A 26,645-nucleotide genomic window follows, 5' to 3' on the forward strand; every position below is an offset into this window, starting at 1 on the left:
GTTCCAACGGCAGCGTTCCAAGGATCTTGCCCTATTGGAACGGCCACGTTCCAGCGGGATAGTTCTAGTCAGCGAGCCCTATTGGAATGCAACGGTAGGTAGCGCGATCAGTTGTGTACGAAAAACGATCGTTTTCCCGACGATCCGAAGCGGCGGGTCGCGAACCACCCGAAACAGTCCCGATTCTGTCGGAAAAACGTGTCGGCTTTTCTATTGCCGGATAAACGGTGTTTTGGCGCCGTCCCGACACGCTTATCGAATATGCCGTCGTCTCTCGATTGCGAACGGCTGTTCGAGGATAAGAAAGCCGGCAAGGCCGGGGCAGCTGCCGCGCCTCGCTTCGTACGAGCAGTGGTCGGATACCGTGCGCAGCGCCCTGGTCTGGCTCGGTCACGAGGATCCGGCCAAGACCATGGACACGGCACGCGAAGGCGATCTGGAGGCCCTGGCGGTGCGCGAGTTGTACGCGCACTGGCAGGAGGTGCTGGCCCTCAATACCGGCTACACGGCGGTCGCCCTCATCGCGAAGGTGAACGCCATGGCACCGGCCTACGGAGGCGGCGATACGGGCTTCGAGCATCCGGAGTTCCGCGACCTGCTGCAGCGCCAGGCCGGTGAGGGTCGGACGATCTCGATCCGGCGCCTCGGCAAGTGGCTCAAGCGGATCTGCGGCCGGGTCTTCGACGGCTTCCGGCTGGAGGTGCGCCCCGACACCCACAACGGCAACCGGTACATGCTGGTGCGTGCCGAGGAGGCGCCGCGGCGGTTCGAAGCTGCCGAGTAGGTTCGGGTTTGAGGGGTTTTCAGGGTTGCCCTGGATCCCCTCGCCCAAACTTGCACGACCGCAAGCCCTGCCAATTCCAGGGCTCCGATCTAGAAAAACCCTTCAAACCCTGAAGACCCTAACTGAGCCCGACCTTTCTGGGCATCGGACAGGACGGTCGATCGGTTCATAGGCCCACGTAGGGCCCCCGGAACAGGTCACCCATCGCGCGCCGGCGAAACAGCGTCATCCAGCGCCGGCGCCGGTGCTTGGGCCTGTCGTGCAGCGTGTGGCAGCGCTGGCAGAAGGCCGCCAAGTTCATCGGTCAGGCCCAGATCGGCGAAGGTAGCAAGAGGCGCGGCTCATTCACGTGTTCGATGCCGTGTCACCCATGGTTCGAGCCGCCGGTCGCTAACTCGGGCTCTTGCGAAAATGGCGGCGCATCCTTTGTCACGGCGGGCATCAGCACGCACTCTTTGGCGGGAGGAGAGGGGCGCCAGAGGGGCTGGAGCGGTGCCACATCCGGGGACGACAGGGGCGCAGGAGCCGGGTTTCAGCCTCTACAGACCAAGGCACCCGTAGTCGGATGAGGAGGCCCGCCGAGCGGGTGGTACAATTTGAATTTGTCGGCCCGCGCGGGGCTTGGAGCCGGCGTGCGGAGGCCCTTACGGTGACAGAGCGAGATATCCTGGGGAAACCGATGGTAGGCTTGGACAGGGCTCTTGGGATGGCCGCTCATGACCAATCATCCAGCGGCCTCTGAGCCGACACCAACGGTTGCGTTAGCACCGCGGCCAGGATCTCGGCCGTTGCGGCCGCCTTCTGGATCGGCGAGACGCCAACTTTGCGCCGAGCACCCTTTATCGCGGCCCGAACGCCCTCATCCTCTGTCGAGTCGGTGGCACAAGCCAATTTGTGTGCATATCGGATCGCAGCAAGCCGGCGACCCGGCGTCGAAGCCGCTCGCCCCTCCTCCGCCTCTGAGAGAATGAAGGCGGCTACGACCTCGGTGCTCGCTGGCAGAGATCGGAACCCGACCGGATGCACCATTTCTGAAACACTCGGGCGTCTGACGTGTAGGCCCGCACGGTTGCATCAGCCTTGCTGGCCTACCGATAGGCGCGAACGATTGCGGCAGCTTCGGCTGGGAGACCGGCTGATACCGATCCTCATTGATCAAAACCCATGAGCCCAGGCGCGCAGTCCGATGGAGATGATGCGCCAGGGTAAGTCGATGAGGGTGTTCCAGGCGTGGCAGCAGTGGTCGAGGATGTCGGCGTAGGATTTGAAGACGCGGTTGCCGAGCCAGTTGTCGCGCATGAACTGCCAGAGGTTCTCCACGGCGTTGAGTTCGGGGGAGCGAGCCGGCAGGGGCAATAGGGTGATGTTGGCGGGCACGACGAGTTTCTTGGTTGTGTGCCAGCCCGCCTGATCGAGCAGCAGTACGGCGTGCGCACCGGGGGCGACGACCTGGGCGATCTCTTCGAGATGCAAGGCCATCGCCTCGGTGGTGCAGCGGGGCATGACGAGGCCGGCCCCTTTGCCGAGGGCGGGGCAGATCGCACCGAAGATGTAGGCGGAGGCGGTGCGCTGGTCCTTCGGCGCCGCAGGTCGCGTGCCGCGCTTGGCCCAGCGGCGGGTGATCGTGTTCTTCTGGCCGACCCGAGCCTCGTCGGCGAACCAGACCTCTATCGGCTTGCCGCCGACGGCCTGCGCGATCTCCGCCATGCGGGCGGGGAAGGCTTTTTAAAAGCGGGGATGGCGTCCGGGTCCTGGGCGTGATGGCGCGGGCGGGCGGAGAGCTTGCGGTAGCCCATGGCTCGCAGGACCCGGCTCAGCGTCTGCTCGGACACCGACACGCCGTGATCCTCGAACAGGATCTGGGCGAGATCGACCAGCCGCCAGCGCACCACCCCGTGGGCGGCCGGCATCGGCCCCTGCTCGATCAACGCGCGCAACGCCTCCCGCTGCCCGACGTTCAAGCGCGGGCGGGCCCCAGGCGCCTTGCCGCCGATCAGCCCGTCCGGACCGTGCGCGTTGAACGCTACGACCCAGTCCCGCACCGTCTGAAGCCCAACCCCGCCGAGAGCGGCAGCGGCCGAGCGCGAGCCGCCCGCATAGATCGCCGACAAAGCCAGCAGGCGCCGTGTTTGGGCGGGATCACGCGCGCACTTGGCCAAGGTGCGCAGACCGTCAGCGTCAAAGTCTGACCGCAGCGGTAGCGGAGCAGCCATGACATCCTCCTCGGGCTCCAAACCCGAAGATAGAATCACCCCTCAGCCGCTGATGCTACCCCGTGAGTCCTGCTCAACGAGGGTTGGTATTAGCCGTTCGCATTAGGGTCTGGATCGCTCGCGGCGCTCGACCGGCCTTCTCGGCGATCTCAGCCTCCTGCTGCTCGATGAGATCGCGGGCCGGCTGATCGCCATCTAGGCCACCGAGGATCTCCATCGGCACATGCCGGTTCGAGGCGCGGCTGCCATCTTCGAAGACGACATCGAACAGGACGGTGCCGCGATCCTGCGGGAGCTGTCGTGTGCGCTTGGCCATGCGGGCCTCAATAGGCCGGCAAGCTCGGCAGAACTAGGTCGCGGAATGCAGCTGCCCGAGCGTGGCGGTGATTGAGCGAGGTGCCTATGATGGGCAACAATGCCCCGTTCGTCCTGCAAGAACCCCGGTAACTGTCGTGCTGCCGGCCGTGGTGGCCCATGCCGAACGTGCGACGCGGAAGCGATCGCACGCAGAGCGGTTTTGCTGCGTGAACGGATTGAGGCGAACCGGGCCGAGGGGCGTCCTCTGTATGCATCACGCCTCTCAGGGGACGCGAAGCTAGGACAAGAACCCAATCGTGAACGCTGACTGAATTGGGCAGCTTGGCCCCGATCCTGGCGAGCCGGCTGAGGCTATCCCTGATACTCAAGATACTGAGAGAACGCCCGCCATTTCTTCACTGCTGACCGTACTCTGATTGAGCCGCGTCTGCATCCCTTTGCCAGGCTTGAAATAGATGGCACTTCTAGCCTCGACTGCTACCGTCTGACCGGTTCGCGGGTTCCGTCCAGTATGCGCGTCCCGCTCCCGGACCTCGAACATACCGAAGCCGCGCAGTTCTACACGGTCTCCACGAGCCAGGGCATCTGACATCGCACGGAGGATCGTTAAGACGACCGCTTCAATTTCCTTTTCGTAGAGGTGCGGGTTCTGCTCCGCAACGCGGGCGATGAGCTCAGATCGGATCATGCCTATACACAGAAGCTTCGCTGCGGCGTATGTGTCGACCTAACAGGCGTCGCACACACCACACTATAGGTGTGGATCCGCGGCGGCATGAAGCCGGCCGGAGGCGATGGCAGTACGGAATGCCTGATAATCCGCCTCATTCTGATCACCATAAGCGTGTGCCCAGTCCGCGAGAGCTTCGCGCAGGTCGGAACGCCCATCATGGCCGCAGTACCCGGCGATCGCCGCGGCGTCGCCCGTCCGAGCATGCGCCTTGGCTAGCAGCGCTCCGTAGGCATGGGTGAAGAAGGAGAGCGATTGCCCCACCATGCGGGCCACCGGGATCTCACCCTTCATATTCTTCATCTGGCGGACGTAGAACGGCCGCCCGTCGATGGTGGTCCAGCCGAGTAGCGGGTCGCCGACCGCTTGGAGCAGGCGCTGGCCGTAGATTACCCGCTCGCCCTCGTGACTTGCGTAGGGGTCCGGCATGCCGCGCAGGTAGGGTGCGTGAGCTGGGCGAACCGCTTCCTTCACCTGCAGGAAAAGAACGTCTTGGTCCGAGTTGCCGCACAGCAGCGCAACGTAGGCCCGCGTCCCGACGCTGCCAACACCAACCACGCGGTGAGCCACATCCACGACGTGATAGCGGCTGAGCATGAACCGGCGCTCACGCGGCAGGGTTTCGGCGTAATGCTCCAAGCCTGAGGTGACGCCCTGACGGGTCGCCTCGTCGACTCGGACGAGGATCGGCGGCTCCTCGCGGAAGCGCCAACCGCCATCGGTTCGTCGCTCGCCCACTCGATCGAGCAGGCTTTTGTTATTCTTGCGGCGTGCCTTCTCGACGGCTTTGCGCACGACGGCTTGTGAATGCGTGTCGATTTCGATGCCTGTGAACTCAAGGTCGTCGGCTCGGGCTGCCCGCTGCCATACGTCGAGGGATCCACGGGGAGCCAGATCGTCCATCGTGTGCTGATAGCCTGAGACAGCGCTCAAGACCGCCTGGCGACGCTCACGCACGGCTGCGCCAGCGTCCCGAGCCGCGACCTCAATGCTGGCGCAGAGCCGCTTTAGGTCCCACTCCCACGGCCCGACGGTGACCTCATCGAAGTCATTGAGGTCAAGTACGACGTCACCCTGTGGCGAGCCGAATAGCCCGAAGTTCGAGATGTGGGCATCGCCGTTCATCACTACTTGGATCGCACCACGCGGGCCCTGAGCGAGATCCCATGCCATGACCTGAGCCGCGCCCCGTAGGAATGCGAACGACGAGGATGCCATGCGGGCGACACGTAGGGGGATTAGGTGCGACTGCCGCCCTTCGTGGGCCTCCTCAATCAGCGCTACTGGGTCGGGGCGATCGGTACCGACCTCTAGTGCAGCGTGAGCGGCATGGGGAAGTTCGAGCCGGAGGGTCTTCCCCGCGGCACGACGCTTGTCCCACGGCTCTACGCCTGTCCGTAGGTCGATGCGCGGGAAGTCAGCCAATGGCTCTAGGACGGCTTCTTCAGCAGCCTCAACCACCGCGTCCTGCCTATCGTCTCCCGAGGACGAAGTATCCAAAGGATGCGCTGACCGTTCCATCGACACCGCCTGTCCGTTCCAGACCCTGTTAACGGCCTGACCACGGAATAAACACCTTGAACGAACGTGGGCTTAATCGCGCACCCTTGGATACCCGTCGTGGCAGGCACACCGTCTCGACGAGTTCTCCAATCAGCCTTGCGAGCGATTTGATGAGGTGGAGCCAGCCCATTCGAGGTGACTAGCCTTGGTCGCCCGGCTGTGGAGGTCGGCGCCATACCGGACGAACACGAAGAACCTGTCGAACGATGTGACGATGCCCAGCTCAGGCTTCGCTTCTGGTCGGTCGTGGTAGGCGACCGTGCGACCGATGTCCGATGGGGTCGGCGCGATCATGCTCAGTGGGGCCCTGTGTGCACCACCGGGAATGCGTGGGCTATCGACTTGGGTCCCAACGTTGACTTAGCTATGCGCCCCGGTCGACATGGGGTGTTCCGGTCTGACACGCCTCGGCGAGTCGAGAGCCGGCAATTCAGGAGACCGTCGCCGCGAGATAGACCCTGAAAAGCCAACAGCCCCTTCCCGGCAAGGAAGAGGCTGCTGAAAATTCCGAGGGCCTGTGGGGCCGGAGTGAATACCCCCCACAAGCCATGAGACCCCCCGGGGTGTCAAGACGGAACTCGTTTCCGTCAACGGGAAGGCTTTGCCTGGACCCTGCCGCGGCCCGTGAGGGACCGGGACCGATGTTTCACGCCACCATGCGGGAGGCGATCGAGGGCGCACGGACACTTGCGCAGCTCGACGACCTGTCGCGCAAGATCTGGCAGGCTCACGCCGCCGAGACCGTCACCGATACCGAGGCGCAGGGTCTCGCCGAGGCGCTGCATGCCCGTAGGACTGCGATACGGGAGGCCGTGGCGCCCGTTGGCATTCCGCTCGGCCGTGTGACGCTGTTTCCACCCAAGCGCCTCCAGCGTCCTCCTGAGCGATCCGTAGCGATTGAGCGCCGTCGCCGGTTGGCCTTCTCCGGCCCGATGCCGCCTGCGCTCGGATCCCGGTTCACCACCGGGCAGCTCGCGGTCCTGCGTATCGTCGGCGACGAGGTCGCCAGGAACGGCGCCTGCGGGCTGTGCATCGACGCCATCGCAGCGCGTGCCGGTGTCTGCCGGCGGCTGGCTCAAGGAGCTATCCGGTTGGCCGAGGGTGACGGGCTGCTGACCATTCAGGAGCGGCGTCACCAGGGCCGGAAGTCGGATCCGAACGTGATCCGCATCATCAGCCGGGAGTGGCTCGCTTGGCTTCGGCGGGGAGGACGATCCGCGGCGCCTGCTCTCTGGGGCAGCATAGGGTGCAAACCGATTCACCCCACGGATAGAGGAGATCCACAGAGGCAGGTTGTGGATACGGAATCGAAGAAGGGCTGCCGACAAGCGGCTGACGACTTCCACCGATCACCCAGAGCGAGAATCCGCGCGGGTGGTGGGGCGGGGCGAGCCATGCGGTGAGGGTCTGCGGTCGGACGGTATGACGAACGGAAGCCGATGGTCGTTTTCCGTATCAGCCTATGCTTCTGCGGCAAGGCAGTTGATCAGAGGATTGTGGCATCCGCAGATGCGGGAAGGTGCAGCGTTCCGTCAGATTGCACGCTCCATCCTGAGCGAGACGTCGGGAAATTATCAAATGACGGATTTGTCGACGACGAGGTAATGGGCTTTATCCCGCGAGTGAACGCGCAATTAGTGGTTGAAGCTGGATGCAGCAGGTAAGAAAACCGTCATTTGATGTGATTTAGCGTCTGTTTGGCGCTGCATATTGGCCGATTGGTTCGATATAGACGGGAATAAACCATTAATTAACGAATGCACTCAATATTTTTGTCTAATCTCGCCGCCGACTATAGTGCGAGGACTGTTTTTATTCCTGCGAAAAGCTGAATGATGCGCCTCCAACTCTCCCTCAAGGCGGCACTCTCGGCCGCCTTCGGCTTGCTCGCCCTCATCGCTGCCGGCCAGGGCGCACTCTCGATCGTCAAGCTCGCAGGGATCCGTCACTCCGTCGCCGAGGTTGCGGCGAACTGGCTGCCGTCCGTTGTCGCTGCTGGTCAGATGCGAGAGCTAGCCTCCGAGGTCCGGATCAAGCAGCTGCGTCTGCTCATATTGTCCGATACGCAAGCTCATCTGGCCGAGAACGAGGCCAAGCTCGCCACAACCCATGAGAAACTTGCTCAGGCCCGAAAGACCTACGAGCCACTGATCTCCTCAAAGGAGGAGCGCGCTCTCTATGGTGCCTTCGCCTCTGCCTGGGGACGCTTCGAACAGGTAGATGCCGAGATGCGGCGCCTGATGGAGGCCGGTCAGCAGCCGGCTGCTCTCAAGCTGATGAGCGCACCCGAGACCGCAAACCTCTACGACGAAGCCCGCGCCGATCTCTCGCGCGACGTCACCCTGAACGAGCAGGGAGCTCGTCGCGATGCTGACGCGGCCATGTCCGAAGCCGATGCCGCCTCACTGGCCGCCTACATCGCCGTGGCACTGGCACTCGCCGCCGCTTGCGCCGCCGCTGCCTTTGGACTGCTGCGCGTCTCTCGTCCGATCCAAACCATGACCCAGGCGATGGGTGTGCTCGCCGGCGGCAACGCAGAAGCCGAGGTGCCGTATCGTGCGCGCCGCGATGAGATCGGCGCGATGGCCTCTGCCGTGCAGGTGTTCAAGGACAATCTGATCCGCACCCGCCAGCTAGAGGCTGAAACCGCGCAGGCGCGACTGGCCGCCGATGAGCAGCGCAAGGCCGGCATGCGCCAGATGGCCGACAGCTTCGAGGCCGCAGTCGGTGGGATCATCGGTCTCGTGTCCGCTGCCGCAACCGAATTGCAGGCTACGGCCGGCGCAATGTCGGCGATGGCGGGTGAGACCTCCGCCCAGTCCGGCGCGGTGGCAGCCGCGGCCGAGGAGGCCGCCAGCAACGTCAACACCGTGGCGGCAGCAGCGGAGGAGCTCGGTTCATCCGTCCAGGAGATCGGGCGGCAGGTCGATGGATCGGCTAGCCTCGCGCACCTCGCGGTGGTCGAGGCCGACCAAACCAGCGCCTTGGTGCAGGAGCTGAGCAGCGCCGTGGCACGCATCGGCGATGTGGTTGGCTTGATCTCGAACATCGCGGGACAGACCAACCTGCTAGCGCTCAATGCTACGATCGAAGCCGCACGTGCCGGTGCCGCGGGCAAAGGCTTCGCGGTGGTGGCCTCCGAGGTGAAGGCCCTGGCCGAGCAAACCGCCAAGGCCACGAGTGAGATCTCAGGCCAGATCGCCCAGGTCCAGGCCTCGACCAGCCAAGCGGTTACGGCGATCGGCGGCATCACCGGGCGGATCCGCGAGATCAGCGGCGTGGCGACCTCGATCGCGGCGGGCGTGGAGGAGCAGGGCGCGGCGACCCAGGAGATCGTCCGCAATGTCAGCCAGGCGGCGATGGGGACGGGTGAGGTGACGAGCAACATCTCGGGCGTAGCTAGTGCTGCGGAAGAGACAGGGGCAGCAGCGAGCCAGGTACTGGATGCATCCTCCGAGCTATCGCGCCAGTGCGAGCACCTCGCGGCCGAGGTCGGGCGCTTCCTCGCCACTGTCCGGGCGGCGTGAGGCCGTCATGGCCGAGATCCGCACCATGACACCTCAGATCAGCGTCGAGGGCGCGCGTCGGCTGAGCGCTTCTCTGGCTGAGATGATCGAGCAGGGCGTCACCGGCCCGCGTGGGGCGCAGATCCACAGCTTAGGCCTGTCGTTGGAGACACTGGTGGGGGCTCTGCGCCATGAACTCGCGCAGATCGGCGCGAACGATGATTTGAACGATTGCCTCACCAAGGTTGAGCGGCTCGCTGCTCTCGCCCGCGCCTACCCCGATCCGAATGTCGGCGCAGCGCCCGACATGAAAGGTGACCCCATCCGCTGACTCAGCCGCGCTCACCCGTTCGATCCGGAGCCCTCCCGTGCGATCTACACCCGTACAGAATGACGAGGAGGCTCGGCTTCAGGCGCTGGCCGAGCACGAGATCCTCGATGCCGAGCCAGACCCGTCGCTCGCCCACATCGTCGAACTCGCCGCCCGCCTGCTCGGCGCACCGGCTGCCTTCGTTTCCTTCGTCGACCGGGACCGGCAGGTCTTCCACGCCAAGGTCGGCCTAAGCCTGTGCGAGACCGACCGCGACGTCGCATTCTGTGCTCGGACGATCGCGCAAGCCGACATCCTCGTCGTGCTCGACGCCTCCCAAGATCCACGGTTCCGCGACAATCCCCTGGTCACCGGCGCCCCGTTCATCCGCTTCTACGCAGGTGTGCCGCTACGTACCGGGGACGGGCATGCCATCGGTACGCTCTGCCTCGCCGGTCCCAAACCGCGACGTTCCTTTACGGGCCGAGACCGGCGTATCCTCGTCGACCTCGCCCGTCTCGTGCTGGACCGGCTGGAGTTGCGCCGCGTCGAGGCGGCCCGGCGAGCGACTCAGTCGCGCTTCGAGCACATCGCCGAAACCTCGTCCGACGCCATCATCTGCGCGGACGCGCTGGGGCGGGTGAGCTTTTGGAGTGCGGCTGCCGAGCGCTTGTTCGGACATACGGCGCTCGAAGCTCTGGGCCAGTCCATTGCAATCCTGGTGCCCGATCGAATGTGTGGCGGCCACGAGGGCGAGCTGCGCCGTATCGCACATGGGGCGGCGACAGGGATGATGGGTCGTACCGTCGAACTCATCGGCCTGCAGAAGGACGGCCGGGAATTTCCGGTCGAGCTGTCCTTGTCCTCTTGGACCGAGAATGGCCACGCAGCCTTCGGGGTGATCGTGCGCGATGTCAGCCAACGGCACGTGTTCGAGGAACGCATGTTCCGTCTTGCGCATCTCGATCCCCTCACTGAGCTGCCCAACCGAGCCGTTCTGCGCGGTCGGATAGGGGCCGCGATCCTGGAAGATCGTCCAGCGACGGTGCTGATGCTCGATCTCGATGGCTTCAAGGAGGTCAACGACGCGCACGGGCATGCCGTGGGCGATGTCGTTCTTCAGCTGGCGGCAACTCGCCTGCGTACCTGCATCGACACCATGGGCGTAGTGGCACGCTATGGTGGCGACGAGTTCGCAGCCGTACTTCCCGGCGTCGGTGATCCCTTGGTGGCGACTGCCACCGGCCAGGCGGTGATCGAGGCCCTCGCTGAGCCTTACCATGTCGATGACCTCGTCGTGCGTCTCGGTGTCAGCGTTGGCATCGCCCTGAGTCCCGCTCATGGACAGCGCGAAGACGAGCTACTGGCTTGCGCCGATGCCGCCCTTTACCGTGCGAAGGTAGATGGACGCGGACGCGTCTGTCTGTTCACGCCGAACTTGCGCGAGGTCGCACAACGTGAGCGGACGTGCCGCGACGGGCTGCGTAGCGCCATCGAGAACGGCGAGTTCGTCCTGCATTACCAACCGCAGGTAGACTTATCGGACGGCGCACTCGTCGGCGCCGAGGCCCTGATCCGGTGGCAGCATCCTGAACTCGGTCTGCTCATGCCCGCCGCGTTCCTAGAGGTGCTCGACAACGGTCCTGATGCAGCTCGGGTCGGTGACTGGGTTCTGCGCACCGCCTGCGTCCAGGCACAGGCTTGGCGGCAAAGTGGCCTGCATCCCTTCCGGATTGGGGTGAACCTCTGCGCGGCCCAATTTCGAGATGGTGATTTGGTTGAGCGGGTCGCAGCCGTGCTCGCAGAGACTGGACTGCCGGCTGAGGATCTGGAGTTGGAGATCACCGAGACGATCATCCTGCGTCACGACCCAAGGTTGGTCGCCACGCTCCAGGCCTTACGCACCCTGGGCGTCGGCATCGCGTTCGACGACTACGGTACAGGCTACGCCTCGCTTAGCCTGCTCAAGCGCTTCCCACTGACGCGGCTGAAGATCGACCGTAGCTTCGTGAGTGGTCTATGCACTGATCGGCAGGATGCGGCGGTAGTGCGGGCGGTAATCAATCTGAGCCGCAGCTTCGGTCTCGAAGTGATCGCCGAGGGCGTTGAGACCGAAGAGCAGCGCCAGCGCTTGCTCTCGAAGGGCTGCCCGGAGGCACAGGGTTATCTATTCGGACGACCGTTGCCCGCAGCGGAGTTCGCTGCACGTTTCCAGGGGCGTGAACAACATACGCGCCAACCATCGACTGCAGCGTAGCTGAGCGGGCAGAACACCGAGTTGCGCCAGCATTTGTCCGAGATTTGGGACATATCGACGGAGACCGCGATCGATCCCGGGAACCTACATGCGTCGATCGAGGCAGTTCAGGCCGAGCGCGATGCGTGGCGGGACGACGCTGAGCGGCTGAGCGGCTGGGCGCTCGAAGCACTTCGGCTTCTTGAGCAGCGACTGCCGGTCTCGGGCCTGCTACACGGCAGTTCTTCCCATCAGTGCGCGCGAGGCGTTCGCGACACTGCACGGCATGCGGCGGGCAAGCACGCGACGACAGGCGCTCTCCGGGCCAGTTCCCCGTAGGACGCCCGTGAAGCCTCGGCCGGGCTGTGGCGTGAGGGTCGGTATGCCGGGAGAACTGGGCACCGTGCGCGCCGGCTTACGGCCCATTATTGCGGGCGGCTTGATCCTGTGCTGGCTCTGATCCATCGGGGCGAGAGAATGTCGCCGTCCTCTGTGATGATCCAAGGCTGCGCATCTTCTGCGTCTATGGCCTCAGCCGCAGCCGCAAGAGCCTGGCGTAGCGTCGGGAACTCGTGACCCTGTGCGACGTGCGCTGGCCCCCGGCCAGGCCACACGGTCAGCTCTGCGCGCTTATCGAGGTCGGCTCGCGTCATGCTCTGCTCACAGCTGTTGCGGGAGCGAGAGTGCCTACCGCCGACATGCGGCGAGCGAGTGACAATCGGGTTAACGGTTGGTGTCTACAGGACCGTGTAACAACTAGGCAGCTGCGACCGCGCGCTGAACCGAAATCGCTGAGCGGTGAATGGGGAGGCGGTTAGGCCGCCCCACTCGACCGACGCTTAGCGGTTCCCAGGCGTTCCGCTGGTCCCCCCGGGCTTCGATCCCGATCCAGCGTCATTGGCCCCTGTGCTATTGGTTGTGCCAGAGCGGCTCATGCCGCCGGTCGAAGGGCCACTGCCGGCTGCACCGGGTGACGAGCCTGAGCCGGCGTCGTTCGCGCCCGTGCTGTTTGCGGTCCCTGAACGGCTTGAGCCACCTTCAACAGCGAATGCCGGGCTGCCCAGGGCGAGGATGGCTGCGAGGGCGAGAAGTGCTTTCATAGGCGTATCTCCCTTATGTATCCGCCGATCGAGCGCAGAAGGCCGCCAGGCGGTAACAAGGCAATCGCGCGTCGATGAACCCGTTCCTCCATTTACGGTCGAGCTGTTCTCGGGGCCATTTTCGCCATTCGTAGGCCTGTCTTCTGCCGGCAAATTCTCAGGCCAACCGCCTCAAGCTTCGGGGCGAGGACTGCGAGAGCCGCCCGTAGGGCTGCCTCATCGCCCCAGGCTCCCGCGGCCATCAAGACCGCGGAGGAATGCCTGCCTTCTGCAGCCAGCGGCGCCAACGTCTTCGCCATCCTCTCCGACGTGCCAAGGCTGCCGGCGGGGCCACAGAGAGCCAGGGCGGTGACGTCTACGGAGAACAGCTTCCCGGCGGGCGGCTTCAACCCGGCCTGCACCTGGCCGCGCAAAACTCTGGTGGCCTCGGCGGTTCGGGCGGCGGCGTCGGCCTTCGCCTTCAGCTTGGCGATGGAACGGCGCGCGTCGCAGGCAGGCAATCAGGCCGAGGGAATTTGATGACAGCCGCCATAACGATGTCGAGCTCCAAGCGTGTATTCTAGCCGAAACGACATCCACCTTTGTGGGGCCGGATACCCGCTGGCGCAGTATCATGAGCGAAGGCATCGTCCCACTACGCAGGAGAGATCAGGCGCGGTCTGCCCTCGACCGAGTTGATGCCAACGCGGTCAAGCTGCTAGTCGCCGGCCAAGCGACGAGCCTGCAGGCGGCACGGGCTGGGATCATCCTCGCCGACCTACGAGAGCAACGGGAGCAGATGACGGCCGTGCTCGCTGACCTGCGCGGACGGGAGCCAAGCGGTAACGCTCAAATTGACGAAGCCAACGCCAACCTGATCACCGCGATCAACGATGGCATCGTGCAGATCGACCTGTTTATCGCGCAGGCTCAGGTGTTCCTCGAAGCCAAGCCATAGGTGAATTAGCCCGAGCGGATCGGCGGTAGCGGTCTCAGTGCCGGTATCGTTCGGCCAGGGCCATCAGCGCCTGGGCGAGGTCGGTGAGGTTGGCCGAGGCCGCCTCGACCTGCCGGGTGCCCGCTGCCGTCTGCTGGCTGGCCTGCCGGATGTTCTGCAGCGCGCCCATCACCTGCTCGATCCCCAGCTGCTGCTGGTTGGTCGAGGCCACGATCTGCTGGAAGATCTGCGCACCTTCTTCCACCTTGGCGGTAATCTCCTCGATCGTCCGCTGCGTCGTGTCCGAGCGGGTCTTGCCGGCCGCCGCCCGCTTGACCGCCTCCTCGGTCAGCATCACCGAGGTGTTGATGCCCCGCTGGATCTCGCCCAGGAGCCCCCGCACCTGGCCGGTGGCCGCTTTCGCTTGATCGGCCAGCAGCTTCATCTCCGAGGCCACCACAGCGAAGCTGCGCCCGCTCTCGCCGGCCGCCGCCGCCTCGATGGCGGCGTTGAGCGCGAGCAGATGTGTGCGCTCCGAGATGTCGTTGACCGTCTCGATGATGTCGCCGATCGTCTGGGTCTTCTCCGACAGGCTGACGATGTTGCCGGCGACCGCCTCGGCCTGCTCGCGGATCGCGTCCATGGCCTTGGCGGTGTCGGAGACGGCGCGCAGGCCCTGCCGCGAGGTCTGGGCGGTGGCCTGGGCGGTGGCGATCACCTCGGTGGCGCGCTTGCCGATCTGCTCACCCGTATGGGTGATCTCATCCATGGTGGCGGCGGTTTCCTGCACGGCGGCGAACTGCTCCTCGACCGAGGCCGCCTGCTCCTGCGCCGATGCCTGGATCTCCGCCGCCGCCGCGTTTAGGTCCGCGGTCGCCGCCCGGTTGGTCCGCGCTAGGTCGGAGAGACCGCCCACCATGGTGTTAAGGGTGGCGCCCAGCCGGCCGACTTCACCGCCGGCGCGCATTTCCAGCTTGCCCGACAGGTCGCCCACGCCCACCCCCTCGACGAAGGTCATCACGCGCACGAGCGGCCGCACGATCAGGCGGTTGATCGCGATCCATATACCCACGCAGATCAGGAGGGTGAGCAGCGTGCCGCTCCACAGAGCGAGGCTCTCGTCGCGCCCCGCCTGTGCCACGCGCAGGGTTTGCGCCGCACGGGCCTGCTCTTCCAGAGCGTCGATGGTGGCGAGCGTGTCACGCAGGGTATCGAAGAACTGCTTGCCCTTGCCTTCAGCCTCGATCCGAACCGCCTCTGATCGTGTCGTTGGATCAGCTGCGTCTCGGATGGCAGTCTCGCCGATATCGCTCTGCCAAGCGCGGGCTGCTGTTACGGCATCGGCCAGGAGGTGCGACCGCTCTGTATCGCTACCGATCAAGGTCCTCAAGCGGTTGATCGTCTCATCCAGGGTAGGCCGACCCGATCGATAGGGTTCGAGACTGCTCTCGCGTCCGGTGATGAGGTAGCCGCGCAGCCCGGTTTCCTGATTGAGCATGGCGGTACGGAAGGTGTCGAGGCTGCGGGCCACCTGCGTTGATCGGTCGAGGGCGTCTGTCGCGTCTTGCAGCCGGTTCCGCGTGAGCAGGACCGCACTGCTGCTGAGGACCGACACCAGCGCGATGACGCCGATGGCGCCGCCCAGCGTGCGGTTGAGGCCAAACGTGTTCGGCATGTTCGGTCCCATTCAGTCAGACCTACGGACCACCCCGAACGAGGGCCGCATCCATGACGACACCGCCCATAGCGGTCAAACCGAGCTCGGGCGAGCAACGCCGTGCTCAGCCATTCCTTCGGCCTCGTTCCCGACGTTTGCGCCCAATGGCGGCTGCCGGTCCTGCCTGATCAACTCCAGCTCCTCGGCGCTACGCTCCTCGATGCCGACTAGGCGATCATCAGCGTTCTCAACTGCACGGATGAGCTCGTCCAGCTTGATCTGGATCGCGGAGGTGTCACGGGCGCCGGCCACCAAAATCACGCCTGCCAGGAGCATGGCGGCGATGGACAAGAACAGGTTGAAGACCAGCGCCCAATGGTCGTTGAAGCTGAGGAGAGCACCAGCGCCGAGACCTGCCGCGACCGTGAAGCAGGTTACCAGGAAGCCGACAGGCTTCGAGAGCCACACCGCAAGGCCTATGATGGGACGGTCCAACATCGCTCCTCAAGCTCAGCGCATCAGGCTGCTAAGCTTAGATAACATGGTTGTGTTTCCGCACTAGAGCCGTGCCCTGGCGGGTTGAATCGCTTGGGGTAGGCGATCTGGCTGGCCTGTGATTCACTGGATGGGCTTGTGATGGAGGATTGCCATGCCTTCAGCCCTGTCGGTGGATCTGCGCGAGCGTGTGGTCGCCGCGATTGAAGCGGGTGCATCGCGGCGTCAGGCGGCCAAACGCTTCGGGGTCGGGGCGGCCAGCGCGGTCCGTTGGCACGAGCGCTTCCGGCAGGACGGGAAGATCGCGCCCAAGCCCATGGGCGGCGACCGCAACTCGCAGCGTCTGGAAGCGCAGGCCGCCCTGATCCTTCGGCTCAACGAAGAACACCCGCTCTCCTTCTTGCGGGAACTGCGCGACAGGCTCTCGGAACGCGGCGTCCGGGCAAGCACGAGCAGCCTGTCACGCTTCTTCGCCCGGCATGGGATCACCCGTAAAAAGGGGCTGTCCACGCGGCCGAGCAGGAGCGGTCGGATGTGAGGGCCGCGCGCGAGGACTGGTTCGATGGGCAACCCGACCTTGATCCAGATCGCCTGGTTTTCCTCGACGAGACGGCGGCCACGACGAAAATGGTCCGCCGCTATGGTCGTGCTCCGTGCGGTCAGCGCTGCCGGATCGCCGTGCCCCATGGGCACTACAAGACCACCACCATCACCGCCGCCCTGCGCGCCACGGGACTGATCGCCAGGACCGTCTTCGATGGAGCCACGAATGGTATGCGCTTCCGCGCCTACGTCACCGACATCCTGGCTCCGGTGCTGAGGCCCGGTGACACCGTCATCCTCGACAATCTGAACGCCCACAAGGTCGCCGGGGTGCGCGAGGCCATCGAGGCGGTCGGTGCACGGGTTCTCTACCTCCCGCCCTACAGTCCCGACTTCAATCCGATCGAGCAGGTCTTTGCCAAGGTCAAAGCCCTCCTCCGGACGGCTGCAGCACGAACCGCCGCTGACCTGACCATCGCCATCGAGGACGCGTTCGCCGCCGTCCGACCGGACGAATGCCGAAACTACCTCACTGCAGCTAGATACGATGCCGATGAGCCAACCTGAAAGGGCACGGCTCTAATCGGGGCTGTTCATGTCCGATCAGACGTAGGGCCCACCAAACAGGTCGCCCATCGCCTTCCGCCGGAACAGCGTGCGCCACCGTCTCCGTTGATGCTCTGGCCGGTCGTGGATCATGTGGCAGCGCTGGCAGAAAGCCGCGAGGTGGCCGAGAGCGTCGGCTAGCCCACCAGCATTCCGCTTACGCTTCCCCGAACACCGAGAGCGCTTGTAGGATACCCGCCAGTGGATCAGAGCTTTCTCCGACGGGCTCATAGCGACCCGCAGCGCCGGAAGCGGGTCGACCGACGCGTCTGATCACCTCTCGCTCGAAGGCAACGAAGCCCTCGATCCAACCGGTTGTATCACACAAGGGGCGACAATCGATCTCGGCCCGGTACTTGGTGCCATCCCCGCGGTAGTTGGTCAGGTAGCCGTGGAAGCGCTTGCCGCCCGCGAGGGCTCGATGGAAGATATCGAGCGTTTCCTCGCGTGTCTCCTTGCCCTGCATGAAGCGTGGGCTCTGCCCGATGATCTGATCGAGGTCGCGTCCGACCAACCGCGAAAAGACGGGATTGGCATAGAGGATGATCGGGCCAGGGGGATCGATTGTCACCTCTGTGACGACGATGCCGACAGCAGTATCGTGGGCAAAGGCCCGGATCAGTTCGAGCGCTGTCACGGGGCCAGAATGTGAATGATTTGCAAGACGTGCGACCCTCATGAGTAACGCATGATGGTCAACTGCGTAAATGCCGTTCGGTTCACCAGCAGAGCGGAGTGCAATGTTTTGAGGTGCGCGTTTAAGTAGCGCAATCTTAAAAATAAATATTTGATAATTTTATCTCGACAATGGAATGATCTTAAGTATTTCAAGAAAGTTCAACCGTGACGCTACATCATCAATGGCAAAATATATCCGCAAAAGTTCTTCTGCTTCTTCATGGCGTGATTTGAATGTCTTCGGAATTTGTGCGACCGAATGTGTCATTCGGAACGTCTCGACTGGCATGTTGAGAGATGATGCGATAACTTTCAAACGCTCAGCGGCCGCCGAAGAGACAGAGCCTTTGGGTTTAGGGCTGGTCTCGCCAAGGCATTGAGACGCAGCTTTGCAAGCCTTCCTGCCCATGATGATCCTCGGCTATCGATCCTGCCGGCATCTGGCCCATAAGTCCCGCTGGTTGCAAGCGTAAACTAAATTGCAATCGACACGGGTGTATGGCCTCCGCTAAGTCTGATTGTGCGCGACCGATGATGTCGGTCCTGAGGAGGCGCACAGGATGCCCAAGCGTACCGCCCCGAAGAACCTGGCCCGTCCTCAGGAATTGCGAACCAGCCTTGTCGCTTCGGGGGTCGTCGGCACTTGGGAGTGGGACCTTCTGAACCGCTGCGTGTACTATGATGAGGAAGCTGCGGCTCTGCACACGGGGGACCGAAGCCTCGCCGGCCATCCCGTGAGGGGGCATGCAGCGATCGCCAACGTCCATCCTGCAGATCGCGAGTGGATGATGCGCGACATGATCCTTGAGACGCTAAGCGGTGGTCTGTTTCTGACCGAGTATCGGGTTGTATGCCCGGATTTAGGCATACGCTGGCTCCTTTGCCGAGGCCGGATCTACCGTGGGGAAGATGGGCGAGCCCTACGCTGCCGAGGCATCATGATCGACATCACCGAGAGCCGGGAGGCCAGTGATGCGGGTGAGGGGTATGTCGCCCGCCCTGCCGTGCACGAGGAGAATGCGATCATCCAAGCCGCAGACCGCTGTTTAGAGGCCCGCGAGGCGATCTTGCAGCACGGCTCGCCCCTCCTTCGCCAGAAAGTGGATGCGTTGCTCCTGGCGATCGGTCGAGAACTCGCGCTTTTGCAGGACGACGAGCGGCCCTCGAACTTGCATTGACGAAGATGATTAGCTCAGCTGATAACCACAGATAGTAATGCACTTTGCAGTCAGCTGCTGACCGCTGACCCCTGCACTCCCCCGTTACCCCTTATCAGCGGCTGATACAGGCACCCGGAGCGCTGGCGATCCTACTCGCAACGATAGGGGCTTGTGCCTTGCCCTGTGCACCCAATTCAGCCCGACCTCGGGCGCTGCAACACTTTGGCATGACAGGCCTTGAACGCACGCGCCAGTGTTGCGAAAGCAGATAGCTTCAGCATCTCGGGAGGGCAGATGCCACGCTACTTTTTTGATGTCCTGCACGATGGCGAGGACGTGACGCGTGACCACCGTGGGATCGACCTACCCAACCTCGAGGCGGCAGAGATCGAAGCCTTGGAGATCTGGAAACGCATCCTCAGGGAGCGCGCCGCAGGTGCCGCAGACCCGTTCCACTGGCACGTGGCCATCCTGAACGAGAATGGGACGGCCTTGGCTAAAGTCCCCTACCCATCCGATCTCGCGAACGAAGCATGACACTGAGCCGAGGGTTTGGTTCAGGGAACGCCCTAGATGCTGGAGATGACCCATCACACGTCGGCACCTCTGACACGATGACGGCCCTCGAACTGCTTCGTGCTGTCGCCCACAATGCGCCCGTAGGTGTCGTCGTCACCGATGCGACTATCGACCTGCCCGGCCCCACCATCCTGTACGTCAACGCTGCCTTCGGCCGCCTCGTAGGGCGCGATCCTGGCAGTCTCATCGGACTGAGCCCGCGTTTTATGCAGGGCAAGGAGACACGTCGGGCGCAATTGGACTCCTTCCGCCGCGCGATGACGGCGGGTGTGCGCTTCCACGGCTACCTGACGAACTACCGCGCCGACGGCACCCGGTACCGCGCCGAGATCGACTGCCGGCCGTTGCGCAGTGCGGATGGGCGGGTCGAGAACTTCGTGTCCTTTGAGCGCGAGGTGGTCCGGCGCGTCGGCCGTCCTGCGATGAGCGCAGACGGGCGCTACGAGCCGATCAGCGTAGGCGACGATATGCTGGCGGGCGTGCTCCAGGAGCTTGCACTGTTCCGGCATATCTGAGCGGGCGACGCATCCCGGATCGCATGGGGCGCACGGTGCCACCGAGCGTGAAGAAAGCATAGCTGTGGGAGCGATCCTGGAGGAGCAAGGCTGACACCTCAGCACCGGCCCAGGCGCCTCAGCAAAAGCTCATTAACAGCTCAGTACCCCAAAGGCATCACACCATACGCACTGAAGGCGCCGGGACCCATGTCGCGCGTTCCGCGCCCTCAAACCGAAGCCGATCGAAGCACTGCGGCGCAGACCTAAGCAGCGCCGACGTTCTTGAACGTTCGCGCCTGTTCGGAAACGCTCGGAGATGTTCTCTGCACACCTGTGCACCTTGGGGTGCGGACCAGCTCTCTCGGTACCATCCGTGACTACGGGTGCCTTGCTCTGTAGGGAACAGAACCCCGCTCCGGCGCCCCTGTCGCTCTCGGGTAAGACACCGCTTCGAGGCGCATCACGCCCCTCTTCATCCTGCCGCAGTAGCCGCCCGCGTAATTAAGAACGCCGTCATGCCGACCCGGTGACCGTCAGCCGGACTTCCGCTCCCTGTCAGCCTCCTCACCCGCTACAGCCTCGACTGCCGCGATGCCGTTCTCTATTTCGGCAACCTGGCGCAAGGCGCTTCCGGCCGGCAGCCCGTCGTGTTCGGCCATCGCCAGGATGAGGGTACGCTGGTGCGCTTTCAGGCGTTCAAGGAGGGCGTTGAACTTGTCGGGCATCGGCGGGGCTGTAGCTGTCGAGTGGCAGCCCCACAATCGAAGCACCGAACGTTCAGGATGGTTTCAGAGGGCGTCCGCGAGATCATTGCCTGGGCGGGAGGTAACGCCGTTCTCGATCATCGGCTGACCACTCCCCTGGCCGGTCATGAGTCCCGCCGCCGGCGCGCCATCGTTCGCCTGTCGACCGGCCCGCGCGGTGAGGATCTGTCCGCCCTGCTGCTCCGCGCCGAGCGTGACGGGGACTGTCAGGAATTTCGTGTGGGGGCGGCCATAGTGGATCCGAAGGAGGTTCCCGATGGCACGACGCAAAGCACCTCACATCCCTGACGCGCTCCTGGACCAGTTGCTGGCCGGCGCCGATCCCAAGACGGCGTTCGAGGCCGACGGCCTTCTGGACGCCCTGAAGAAGGCCCTGGCTGAGCGGGCGCTCAACGCCGAGATGGATCACCATCTGGCGGCCGAGGAGGCCGGCAACACGCGCAACGGCTACGGCCGCAAGACGGTCACCACCGAGACCGGCCGGATCGAGCTGGCGATCCCCCGCGACCGGCAGGCGACGTTCGATCCACAGCTGATCGCCCGCTATCAGCGCCGGTTTCCGGGCTTCGACGACAAGATCGTGTCGATGTACGCGCGCGGCATGAGCACCCGGGAGATCGTCGGGCACCTGCGCGAGCTCTACGGGATCGAGGTCTCGCCCGACCTGGTCAGCACAGTGACCGACGCGGTGCTGGAGGAGATCGCCGCCTGGCAGGCCCGGCCGCTGGAGCCAGTCTACCCGATCGTGTTTTTCGACGCCCTGCGGATCAAGGTGCGCGACGAGGGTGTGGTCCGGAACAAGGCCGTCCACATCGCGCTCGGCGTGCGCGCCGATGGATCGAAGGAGATCCTCGGCCTGTGGCTGGAGCAGAACGAGGGCGCCAAGTTCTGGTTGCGGGTCATGAACGAGCTGAGGAACCGCGGCGTCGAGGACGTGCTCCTGGCCGTGGTCGATGGGCTGAAGGGCTTCCCCGACGCGATCCGGGCGGTATTCCCCGAGGCGATGGTCCAGACCTGCATCGTCCACCTCCTGCGTCACAGCCTGGACTTCGTCTCCTACAAGGACCGCAAGGCCGTGGCGGCGGCGCTGAAGGACATCTACCGCGCCCTCGATGCCGCCACCGGCGAGGCGGCCTTGGCGGCCTTCGAGGCGAGCCAATGGAGCCGGAAGTACCCGGCCATCGCCCAGAGTTGGCGGCGGGCCTGGAGCGAGGTGGTCCCGTTCTACGCCTTCCCGGGCGAGGTCCGGCGGATCCTGTACACGACGAACGCCATCGAGGCCCTGAACGCCACGCTGCGCCGGGCCGTGCGCGCCCGGGGCCACTTCCCGACCGACGAGGCCGCGTTGAAGCTGCTCTACCTGGTCTTGAACCGCTCCCCCGTCACCGTATCCGAGGCAGGGCGTCGGGCGTTCGCGTCGCCTACGTCGCCGATCGCTGGAGCATCGAGCGCCTCGACGAGGGCGTCATCACCGACCGGACGTTCGTGCCGACGCTGGCCGACGCTCAGCGTGTCGCCGCCCGCATTAGCCGCCGAGACAAGGTGACGTTGCTCCCCGCTCTCACCAGCCGCTCGCGACCATGGCCGACAGCCCAACCTCGCACCCCTGACGATGCAGCCTGAAAGGAGCCTGCGCATGCCCAGCAAGCCCGACCCCGACCGCCTCCCCCATCCCGGCCGTACCTCTGCCGAGCGCCGAGCCCTGGACCGCATCGGATGCGGCGAGCCCCCGGCCTGCTCGCAGAAGACGCTCCGCAACCAGCTCGACACTGGTCTGATCGTGGACGTCGGCACCGAGACCCGCCGGGATGCCCTCGGCGCGTACAAAATCCCGAAATTCGCGATGCCGATCCCGGTTCACATGGCCTGGTGCAGCGCCGTGGCAGCGACCGACGAGGAGATGGCGGCATTCGAAGCCGAGTTGGAGGGGCTATGATGACCCTACCTGTCACCCCTATCAAAGCCGCCGCCGATGCCCTCCTGCGCATCGTCGTCACGGACGAGCGGAAGCGCAGCGCCACAGCCAACCCCGAATGGTCCAAGGGCCGGCCCTGGACCGACACCCTGGCGGCGCCCTCGACCGATGCTCTGGACGTGCCAGGTCTCGCCGCCGACCCGATCGGCACCGCCTGTCGGGCCGAGCTGCGCCGGATCGGCCACGCGCTCCATGCCGCCAACCCGCACGAGGACTTCGCGGCGTTGGAGGTGGAGATAGCCGAGATGGATCCGACGCACGCCGGCTGGCGCGCGATCGTGCTGGAGATGGCGTGGCACGGGATCCGAGGGCCGTCGGCATGAGTCGCGCTCCGTCCCGCGCGTGCCACCTCTGGCGCACATCCTAGCCCTACACGACGGCATCAAGCGCGCCACGGCGTTCGCTAACTGCACCGTGCGAAGTCTCATTGCCGGGGTGATGAAGGCTTGGGTATTGGCGAGACCGTGGACCAGGCCAATGACTACCAACTTCCGTTAGCCTCGGCCTTCACGAACTCGATGCAGCGGCGCCGGGCTGTGTAGCCATCTATCTTCTCGAAGGCCTTCAGAAGCTCAAACACCTCTTTGCTACGGAGGCGCTGCAAATCTGTGATCGCCTCCTGGAAGAAGCTCTCTACCGGGACGCCGAGACTTCTCGCGAGGATCCGAAAAAGCGCTGCAGTATCATCCATGGCTTAGGCAACCCCGATCTAACGGATGCCGTCGCCGTCAAAAGATAGATTTGCTGCTGTCCGAGTGCGGGAAGCTACCTTATGGCGCATGGGGTAGGCCTATGCCTGCCCAGGATCGCTATTCATAGCCTGGAGGCATGGGGCTAGATCCAGAGAGAGTTCCTGAAAAGGGTTGCTGGGAGGTCCGAGCATGAGCTTCCGCGAGCGCTGCGCCTACCAACCGAGACCCATCCCTTTCGTCTGCTTGGTCGGCTTTGCGCTCCCCAGACGCCAGATCAGTGCGTTCAGGGCGATTAGAGCTGTTGTCGTTTAGGTTGGGTCATAAGCGTCGTATCCGGCGGCGGCGATGTACTTGCGGCAGTCCGCTGGAGTGAAGGCTGCGAAGGCCCGGGCGATGGCTGCCCAAAGGTCTGGGACGGTTCGGGCAGCGGCGGTGCGCAGCAGCGCCTTAAGCTTTGAGAAGGCCTGCTCGATCGGGTTGAAGTCGGGCGAGTAGGCCGGGAGGTAGAGGAGCCGCGCGCCGGCCGCCTCGATGGCTTCGCGCACGCCGACGACCTTGTGGGATTGCAGGTTGTCGAGGATGACGGTGTCACCCGGCTTCAGCACCGGGACCAGGGTGTCGGTGACGTAGGCGCGGAAGCGCGCGCCGTTGGTGGCCCCGTCGAACAGGGTGGTGGCGACCAAGCCGCTGGTGCGCAGGGCGGCGGTGACGGTGGTGGTCTTGTAATGGCCCTGGGGCACGAGGAGCCGGCAACGCTCGCCGCGTGGAGCCCGACCGTAGGTGCGGGCCATGTTCGTGGCGGTCGCCGTCTCGTCGATGAAGACGACGGCATCGGGGTCGAGGTCGAGTTGACCCTCGAACCACGCCTCCCGTGCGGCTCTCACGTCCGGACGCTCCTGCTCGGCCGCGTAGACAGCCCCTTTTTACGGGTGATCCGATGCCGGGCGAAGAACCGCCACAGCCCGCTGACGCTCGTGCGGACACCCTGCTCGGCCAGGATATCACGCACCTCGTGCAGGAAGGCCTGCGGCTGCTCCCGATCGACCTGAAGGATCCGCTCAGCGTGCGCTTCGATGGCCGGTGCGGGTCGCTGCCCGCACGAGGGCCGGGGCGCGATCGCGCCCTCCGCCTGGAAGCGTTCATGCCAGCGGATCGCGCTGGATGGGCCGACCCCGAAGCGCTTGGCCGCCTGTCGGCGCGAAGCTCCCGCCTCGATCGCCGCGATCACGCGTTCTCGCAGATCCATCGATAGCGCTGACGGCATCCAGACCTCCTCGGAAAGCCCAACATCGAATCAGATCCGCAGACTGCCCGCTACCCCCAACGATTCAACCCAGCCGGACACGGCTCTAGCGCTTCCATTCGCATATCTAAGCGAGACGAGCCGCATTGATCGAGGTCGTGTGCCAGCGCATCGGAGGCGACCAGGGCGTCCTCCATCGCTGTTTCTAGTCGGGATGTCGGTACGATCCGGCGACGCAGGTTCGCCACCGTGTTCTCGGCTGTCAGCCGCACCGCGTCGCCCATCCTGCCCGTCGCAGTCTCGACGATGTCAGTCCACGGCCACAAGGCCATGGCGAGGATTGGAGGAAGATCGCATGTCTCGTGCGCCTGTGCCGCTACAGGCAAGCCGCCATGCGCAACGAGCGAACCACCGACGGGCGCCATTGTGGGCTTAAGCATTGTCACCGTTGGGCGTCCGACCAGGATGAGGGAGATCGTGCTGCGACCACTCGTAAGCGCCCGGGCCGTGACAAGTTCTTCCCAACCATTTGTTCCGGGGGAGGCTGTGAAGGCGGCATCTCGGCTAGGCTGAGCAGGATTTGCGCGCCCTGGATGGCTGCCAGCGTCGTTGATGAAGCGCCGTGCTGCCGGGCCTCGTCGTCCAGCCGATCTAGTCGCTCGGACAGCACCTCGGCTCGACTCTTATTGCGTCCTGCGGGGAATGCGCCGAGCAGCTCGATGAGCGCGTCCATGAAGCGGCAGGATGAAATCGGGAGCGTGGCAGCGTCGTCTGGCATGATGCGATCCCGAGAGCGTCGCAAAGCCCAACTGGTGACCGTTTTACCGAACCTTGCCCCTGCATTTGACGGGATCAAGACGCATTTCAGTGGAGGCTTACCTGGGCGTTGCGTGAGTACATCGCCCCCAACTTCGATGTCTTCGCCGTCCGCGACGTACAGGCTGCTCTACTCTCCGCGAGCCGCCTGTCGGATTTCGGCCGAGGTCGGCTTCTGGGCCGCGGCCATTCTTATCTCCGAGCGCCACGAGGACGCTTGGGCGCGGCCCATGGGTGCCAGTTTCGAACCGTCGGCTGGGCTGATGGCCCCGTTCTGCGCGAGCGCCATCATACCGGCCAGGAGAGCCAAGCCGGTCGTGACGCTGGCGAGGATCGGCGTGAGATGCCGGGCGTGCTCGCGCAACTGGTAGATCGCTGCGCATCCGAAGGTGAAAGCGGAGGCCAGCAGGACGGCGAACGCTTGTTCAGTCATGACATAGCCCATCGCCCCGAAGCCCATCCCGCTCACAGGTGCGCGTATGAGAACGCGCAATCCATCGGCCCAATCACTTGTCGGTCGCCGAGAAGGCTACGCCCGGAAGCGATGATCTGAACGGTCTGTCGGCTATGGCATGCAGTCCGCGCCATGACCTCTAGGTCGCGCAGATATGAGATCAGCAACTCGTGCGGAACTTCATCTGTGTTAAGAGCGTCGCCTACCTTTTCCGAAACGGTGCGCTCAAGCTCGGCCCAGAAATTTGCTGGGATTTGCATTTGCTGGTTCATGTATGCCGCCTGATCTGAAGGTGTCAGGTCGTTTTTGGTCACTTAAGGCTCAAGCGCTTCATCTAATGTTGGCTTTGTATCACTTTGGAATGGCGTTATTGGCGCTGGGGATACCGGTTCAACCCCAATCGACGAACTCGACGCCGATCTGTCCGTCCTCACGCCATACGGTTCGACACCGACGTGAGCCGGCGGATAGGTCGGTTGCCCGAGACCTGAAGCTGCGGGAGGAGGTCGCCGAGTAGGCTCAGCGTGCTATCTTCCCGGCTTGGGTACGGGGGAGGTCAGATGAGCGACGCCGACACCAAGCATATCTACTGCGCAACCGACCAGGCGAAAGCCAACCTTCGCATCGGCTCGGACGACAGCAAGACCGTGGAGTGCCCAGCCTGCGGGCAGAGCGACACCTTGGAGGAGGCGACCGCCGATGCCATGCGCGGCATGCTTCAGGGCATGATCGGCGACACGTTCCGCGGATCCAAGAACATCACCGTTAGCCGCCCAGGACCGGCGCCCTGCTGGATCCTCGCGGACTGAA

The 26,645-nt window shown here is 64.3% G+C and carries 31 protein-coding genes; 16 read left to right on the forward strand and 15 right to left on the reverse strand.

What is annotated here, in order from left to right; all coding sequences use genetic code 11:
- Positions 1 to 364: 364 nt before the first annotated feature.
- Positions 365 to 784 carry a hypothetical protein gene (locus tag MKK67_RS11115; protein WP_243964305.1) on the forward strand — a complete coding sequence of 140 codons (420 nt, stop codon included), beginning with the start codon at positions 365 to 367 and terminating at the stop codon, positions 782 to 784.
- A 1,155-nt stretch (positions 785 to 1,939) separates the two neighbouring features.
- Here the strand turns inward: MKK67_RS11115 and MKK67_RS11120 are convergent.
- From MKK67_RS11120 to MKK67_RS11140, 5 genes are all read right to left on the reverse strand, one after another.
- Positions 1,940 to 2,997 (reverse strand): IS630 family transposase gene (locus MKK67_RS11120; protein WP_243964314.1). Its coding sequence is split into 2 segments (ribosomal slippage): positions 1,940 to 2,505 and positions 2,505 to 2,997, totalling 1,059 coding nucleotides; the frame shifts between segments, so codons are not numbered across the junction.
- A gap of 73 nt (positions 2,998 to 3,070) precedes the next feature.
- Entirely contained in the window at positions 3,071 to 3,313 is a 243-nt protein-coding gene (locus MKK67_RS11125; protein ID WP_243964316.1) for a hypothetical protein, read from the reverse strand.
- A 366-nt stretch (positions 3,314 to 3,679) separates the two neighbouring features.
- Positions 3,680 to 4,003: an integration host factor subunit beta gene (locus MKK67_RS11130; protein WP_243964325.1), complete on the reverse strand. Its 324-nt coding sequence runs from the start codon at positions 4,001 to 4,003 to the stop codon at positions 3,680 to 3,682.
- Between the two features lie 63 nt (positions 4,004 to 4,066).
- Positions 4,067 to 5,566, reverse strand: coding sequence for a DUF2252 domain-containing protein (locus MKK67_RS11135; protein WP_279601577.1), 1,500 nt, complete (start codon positions 5,564 to 5,566; stop codon positions 4,067 to 4,069).
- Positions 5,567 to 5,698: 132 nt separating this feature from the next.
- Positions 5,699 to 5,902 (reverse strand): hypothetical protein, encoded by a 204-nt coding sequence (locus MKK67_RS11140; protein WP_243964329.1) that lies wholly within the window; start codon positions 5,900 to 5,902, stop codon positions 5,699 to 5,701.
- A gap of 347 nt (positions 5,903 to 6,249) precedes the next feature.
- Here MKK67_RS11140 and MKK67_RS11145 point away from each other — a divergent pair, with 347 nt between their 5' ends.
- The 4 genes from MKK67_RS11145 (at position 6,250) to MKK67_RS11160 (ending at position 11,681) form a co-directional block, all read left to right on the forward strand.
- Positions 6,250 to 7,011, forward strand: a complete 762-nt coding sequence (locus MKK67_RS11145) for a hypothetical protein (protein WP_243964338.1) — start codon at positions 6,250 to 6,252, stop codon at positions 7,009 to 7,011.
- Between the two features lie 432 nt (positions 7,012 to 7,443).
- Entirely contained in the window at positions 7,444 to 9,135 is a 1,692-nt protein-coding gene (locus MKK67_RS11150) for a methyl-accepting chemotaxis protein (RefSeq protein ID WP_243964544.1), read from the forward strand.
- A 7-nt stretch (positions 9,136 to 9,142) separates the two neighbouring features.
- Positions 9,143 to 9,445 (forward strand): hypothetical protein, encoded by a 303-nt coding sequence (locus MKK67_RS11155; protein ID WP_243964347.1) that lies wholly within the window; start codon positions 9,143 to 9,145, stop codon positions 9,443 to 9,445.
- Positions 9,446 to 9,482: 37 nt separating this feature from the next.
- Entirely contained in the window at positions 9,483 to 11,681 is a 2,199-nt protein-coding gene (locus MKK67_RS11160) for a putative bifunctional diguanylate cyclase/phosphodiesterase (RefSeq protein ID WP_243964361.1), read from the forward strand.
- A gap of 404 nt (positions 11,682 to 12,085) precedes the next feature.
- On the opposite strand, the gene MKK67_RS11165 is transcribed toward MKK67_RS11160, so the two are convergent.
- Complete coding sequence (locus MKK67_RS11165; RefSeq protein WP_243964363.1) at positions 12,086 to 12,313, reverse strand: hypothetical protein; 228 nt, start codon at positions 12,311 to 12,313, stop codon at positions 12,086 to 12,088.
- A 186-nt stretch (positions 12,314 to 12,499) separates the two neighbouring features.
- A complete protein-coding gene (locus MKK67_RS32775) occupies positions 12,500 to 12,760 on the reverse strand; it encodes a hypothetical protein (protein WP_313899012.1) in 261 nt (86 codons plus the stop codon).
- Between the two features lie 348 nt (positions 12,761 to 13,108).
- Here MKK67_RS32775 and MKK67_RS11170 point away from each other — a divergent pair, with 348 nt between their 5' ends.
- Together MKK67_RS11170 and MKK67_RS11175 are read left to right on the forward strand one after the other, a co-directional pair.
- Complete coding sequence (locus MKK67_RS11170; RefSeq protein WP_243964365.1) at positions 13,109 to 13,279, forward strand: hypothetical protein; 171 nt, start codon at positions 13,109 to 13,111, stop codon at positions 13,277 to 13,279.
- Positions 13,280 to 13,373: 94 nt separating this feature from the next.
- Positions 13,374 to 13,697: a hypothetical protein gene (locus MKK67_RS11175; protein WP_243964367.1), complete on the forward strand. Its 324-nt coding sequence runs from the start codon at positions 13,374 to 13,376 to the stop codon at positions 13,695 to 13,697.
- A gap of 34 nt (positions 13,698 to 13,731) precedes the next feature.
- On the opposite strand, the gene MKK67_RS11180 is transcribed toward MKK67_RS11175, so the two are convergent.
- Together MKK67_RS11180 and MKK67_RS11185 are read right to left on the reverse strand one after the other, a co-directional pair.
- Positions 13,732 to 15,351, reverse strand: coding sequence for a methyl-accepting chemotaxis protein (locus MKK67_RS11180; RefSeq protein ID WP_243964375.1), 1,620 nt, complete (start codon positions 15,349 to 15,351; stop codon positions 13,732 to 13,734).
- A 75-nt stretch (positions 15,352 to 15,426) separates the two neighbouring features.
- The gene (locus MKK67_RS11185; protein ID WP_243964384.1) at positions 15,427 to 15,831 is read right to left on the reverse strand and encodes a low affinity iron permease family protein; all 405 of its coding nucleotides are present in this window, start codon (positions 15,829 to 15,831) and stop codon (positions 15,427 to 15,429) included.
- A 151-nt stretch (positions 15,832 to 15,982) separates the two neighbouring features.
- Between MKK67_RS11185 and MKK67_RS11190 the strand changes: the two genes are divergently transcribed.
- A protein-coding gene (locus MKK67_RS11190) for an IS630 family transposase (RefSeq protein ID WP_243964394.1) occupies positions 15,983 to 16,938 on the forward strand; the annotation gives its coding sequence in 2 pieces (ribosomal slippage) (positions 15,983 to 16,334 and positions 16,334 to 16,938; 957 coding nt in all).
- Between the two features lie 196 nt (positions 16,939 to 17,134).
- Here MKK67_RS11190 and MKK67_RS11195 read toward each other — a convergent pair.
- Positions 17,135 to 17,614: a PAS domain-containing protein gene (locus MKK67_RS11195; RefSeq protein ID WP_243964402.1), complete on the reverse strand. Its 480-nt coding sequence runs from the start codon at positions 17,612 to 17,614 to the stop codon at positions 17,135 to 17,137.
- A 601-nt stretch (positions 17,615 to 18,215) separates the two neighbouring features.
- Here MKK67_RS11195 and MKK67_RS11200 point away from each other — a divergent pair.
- From MKK67_RS11200 to MKK67_RS11210, 3 genes are all read left to right on the forward strand, one after another.
- Positions 18,216 to 18,833: a PAS domain-containing protein gene (locus MKK67_RS11200; RefSeq protein ID WP_243964409.1), complete on the forward strand. Its 618-nt coding sequence runs from the start codon at positions 18,216 to 18,218 to the stop codon at positions 18,831 to 18,833.
- Positions 18,834 to 19,109: 276 nt separating this feature from the next.
- Positions 19,110 to 19,352, forward strand: a complete 243-nt coding sequence (locus tag MKK67_RS11205; protein ID WP_243964417.1) for a DUF6894 family protein — start codon at positions 19,110 to 19,112, stop codon at positions 19,350 to 19,352.
- Positions 19,353 to 19,429: 77 nt separating this feature from the next.
- Positions 19,430 to 19,909: a PAS domain-containing protein gene (locus tag MKK67_RS11210; protein WP_243964420.1), complete on the forward strand. Its 480-nt coding sequence runs from the start codon at positions 19,430 to 19,432 to the stop codon at positions 19,907 to 19,909.
- Between the two features lie 515 nt (positions 19,910 to 20,424).
- On the opposite strand, the gene MKK67_RS11215 is transcribed toward MKK67_RS11210, so the two are convergent.
- The gene (locus tag MKK67_RS11215) at positions 20,425 to 20,616 is read right to left on the reverse strand and encodes a hypothetical protein (RefSeq protein ID WP_243964427.1); all 192 of its coding nucleotides are present in this window, start codon (positions 20,614 to 20,616) and stop codon (positions 20,425 to 20,427) included.
- Between the two features lie 57 nt (positions 20,617 to 20,673).
- Between MKK67_RS11215 and MKK67_RS11220 the strand changes: the two genes are divergently transcribed.
- The 4 genes from MKK67_RS11220 (at position 20,674) to MKK67_RS11235 (ending at position 22,953) form a co-directional block, all read left to right on the forward strand.
- Complete coding sequence (locus MKK67_RS11220) at positions 20,674 to 20,943, forward strand: hypothetical protein (protein WP_243964429.1); 270 nt, start codon at positions 20,674 to 20,676, stop codon at positions 20,941 to 20,943.
- The gene (locus tag MKK67_RS11225) at positions 20,912 to 22,201 is read left to right on the forward strand and encodes an IS256 family transposase (RefSeq protein WP_409568391.1); all 1,290 of its coding nucleotides are present in this window, start codon (positions 20,912 to 20,914) and stop codon (positions 22,199 to 22,201) included. The genes MKK67_RS11220 and MKK67_RS11225 overlap by 32 nt, the downstream gene beginning before the upstream one ends.
- A gap of 90 nt (positions 22,202 to 22,291) precedes the next feature.
- Positions 22,292 to 22,591, forward strand: a complete 300-nt coding sequence (locus MKK67_RS11230) for a hypothetical protein (RefSeq protein ID WP_243964431.1) — start codon at positions 22,292 to 22,294, stop codon at positions 22,589 to 22,591.
- A complete protein-coding gene (locus MKK67_RS11235; RefSeq protein ID WP_243964433.1) occupies positions 22,588 to 22,953 on the forward strand; it encodes a hypothetical protein in 366 nt (121 codons plus the stop codon). Before MKK67_RS11230 ends, MKK67_RS11235 begins: the two co-directional genes overlap by 4 nt.
- A 158-nt stretch (positions 22,954 to 23,111) precedes the next feature.
- Here MKK67_RS11235 and MKK67_RS11240 read toward each other — a convergent pair whose 3' ends face one another.
- The 4 genes from MKK67_RS11240 to MKK67_RS11255 all read right to left on the reverse strand — a co-directional run bounded on the left by MKK67_RS11240 (position 23,112) and on the right by MKK67_RS11255 (position 26,149).
- A complete protein-coding gene (locus MKK67_RS11240) occupies positions 23,112 to 23,321 on the reverse strand; it encodes a hypothetical protein (protein WP_243964435.1) in 210 nt (69 codons plus the stop codon).
- A 309-nt stretch (positions 23,322 to 23,630) separates the two neighbouring features.
- A protein-coding gene (locus MKK67_RS11245; protein ID WP_243964451.1) for an IS630 family transposase occupies positions 23,631 to 24,586 on the reverse strand; the annotation gives its coding sequence in 2 pieces (ribosomal slippage) (positions 23,631 to 24,235 and positions 24,235 to 24,586; 957 coding nt in all).
- A 925-nt stretch (positions 24,587 to 25,511) separates the two neighbouring features.
- On the reverse strand, positions 25,512 to 25,826 hold the full coding sequence (locus MKK67_RS11250) for a hypothetical protein (RefSeq protein WP_243964453.1): 315 nt from the start codon (positions 25,824 to 25,826) through the stop codon (positions 25,512 to 25,514).
- Positions 25,827 to 25,846: 20 nt separating this feature from the next.
- Positions 25,847 to 26,149, reverse strand: a complete 303-nt coding sequence (locus MKK67_RS11255; RefSeq protein WP_243964455.1) for a hypothetical protein — start codon at positions 26,147 to 26,149, stop codon at positions 25,847 to 25,849.
- Between the two features lie 246 nt (positions 26,150 to 26,395).
- On the opposite strand from MKK67_RS11255, the gene MKK67_RS11260 reads away from it, so the two are divergent.
- On the forward strand, positions 26,396 to 26,644 hold the full coding sequence (locus tag MKK67_RS11260; RefSeq protein WP_243964457.1) for a hypothetical protein: 249 nt from the start codon (positions 26,396 to 26,398) through the stop codon (positions 26,642 to 26,644).
- The last annotated feature ends 1 nt before the right edge of the window (position 26,645 follow it).

The organism is Methylobacterium sp. J-072, from assembly GCF_022829425.1.
Classification (GTDB): Bacteria; Pseudomonadota; Alphaproteobacteria; order Rhizobiales; family Beijerinckiaceae; genus Methylobacterium.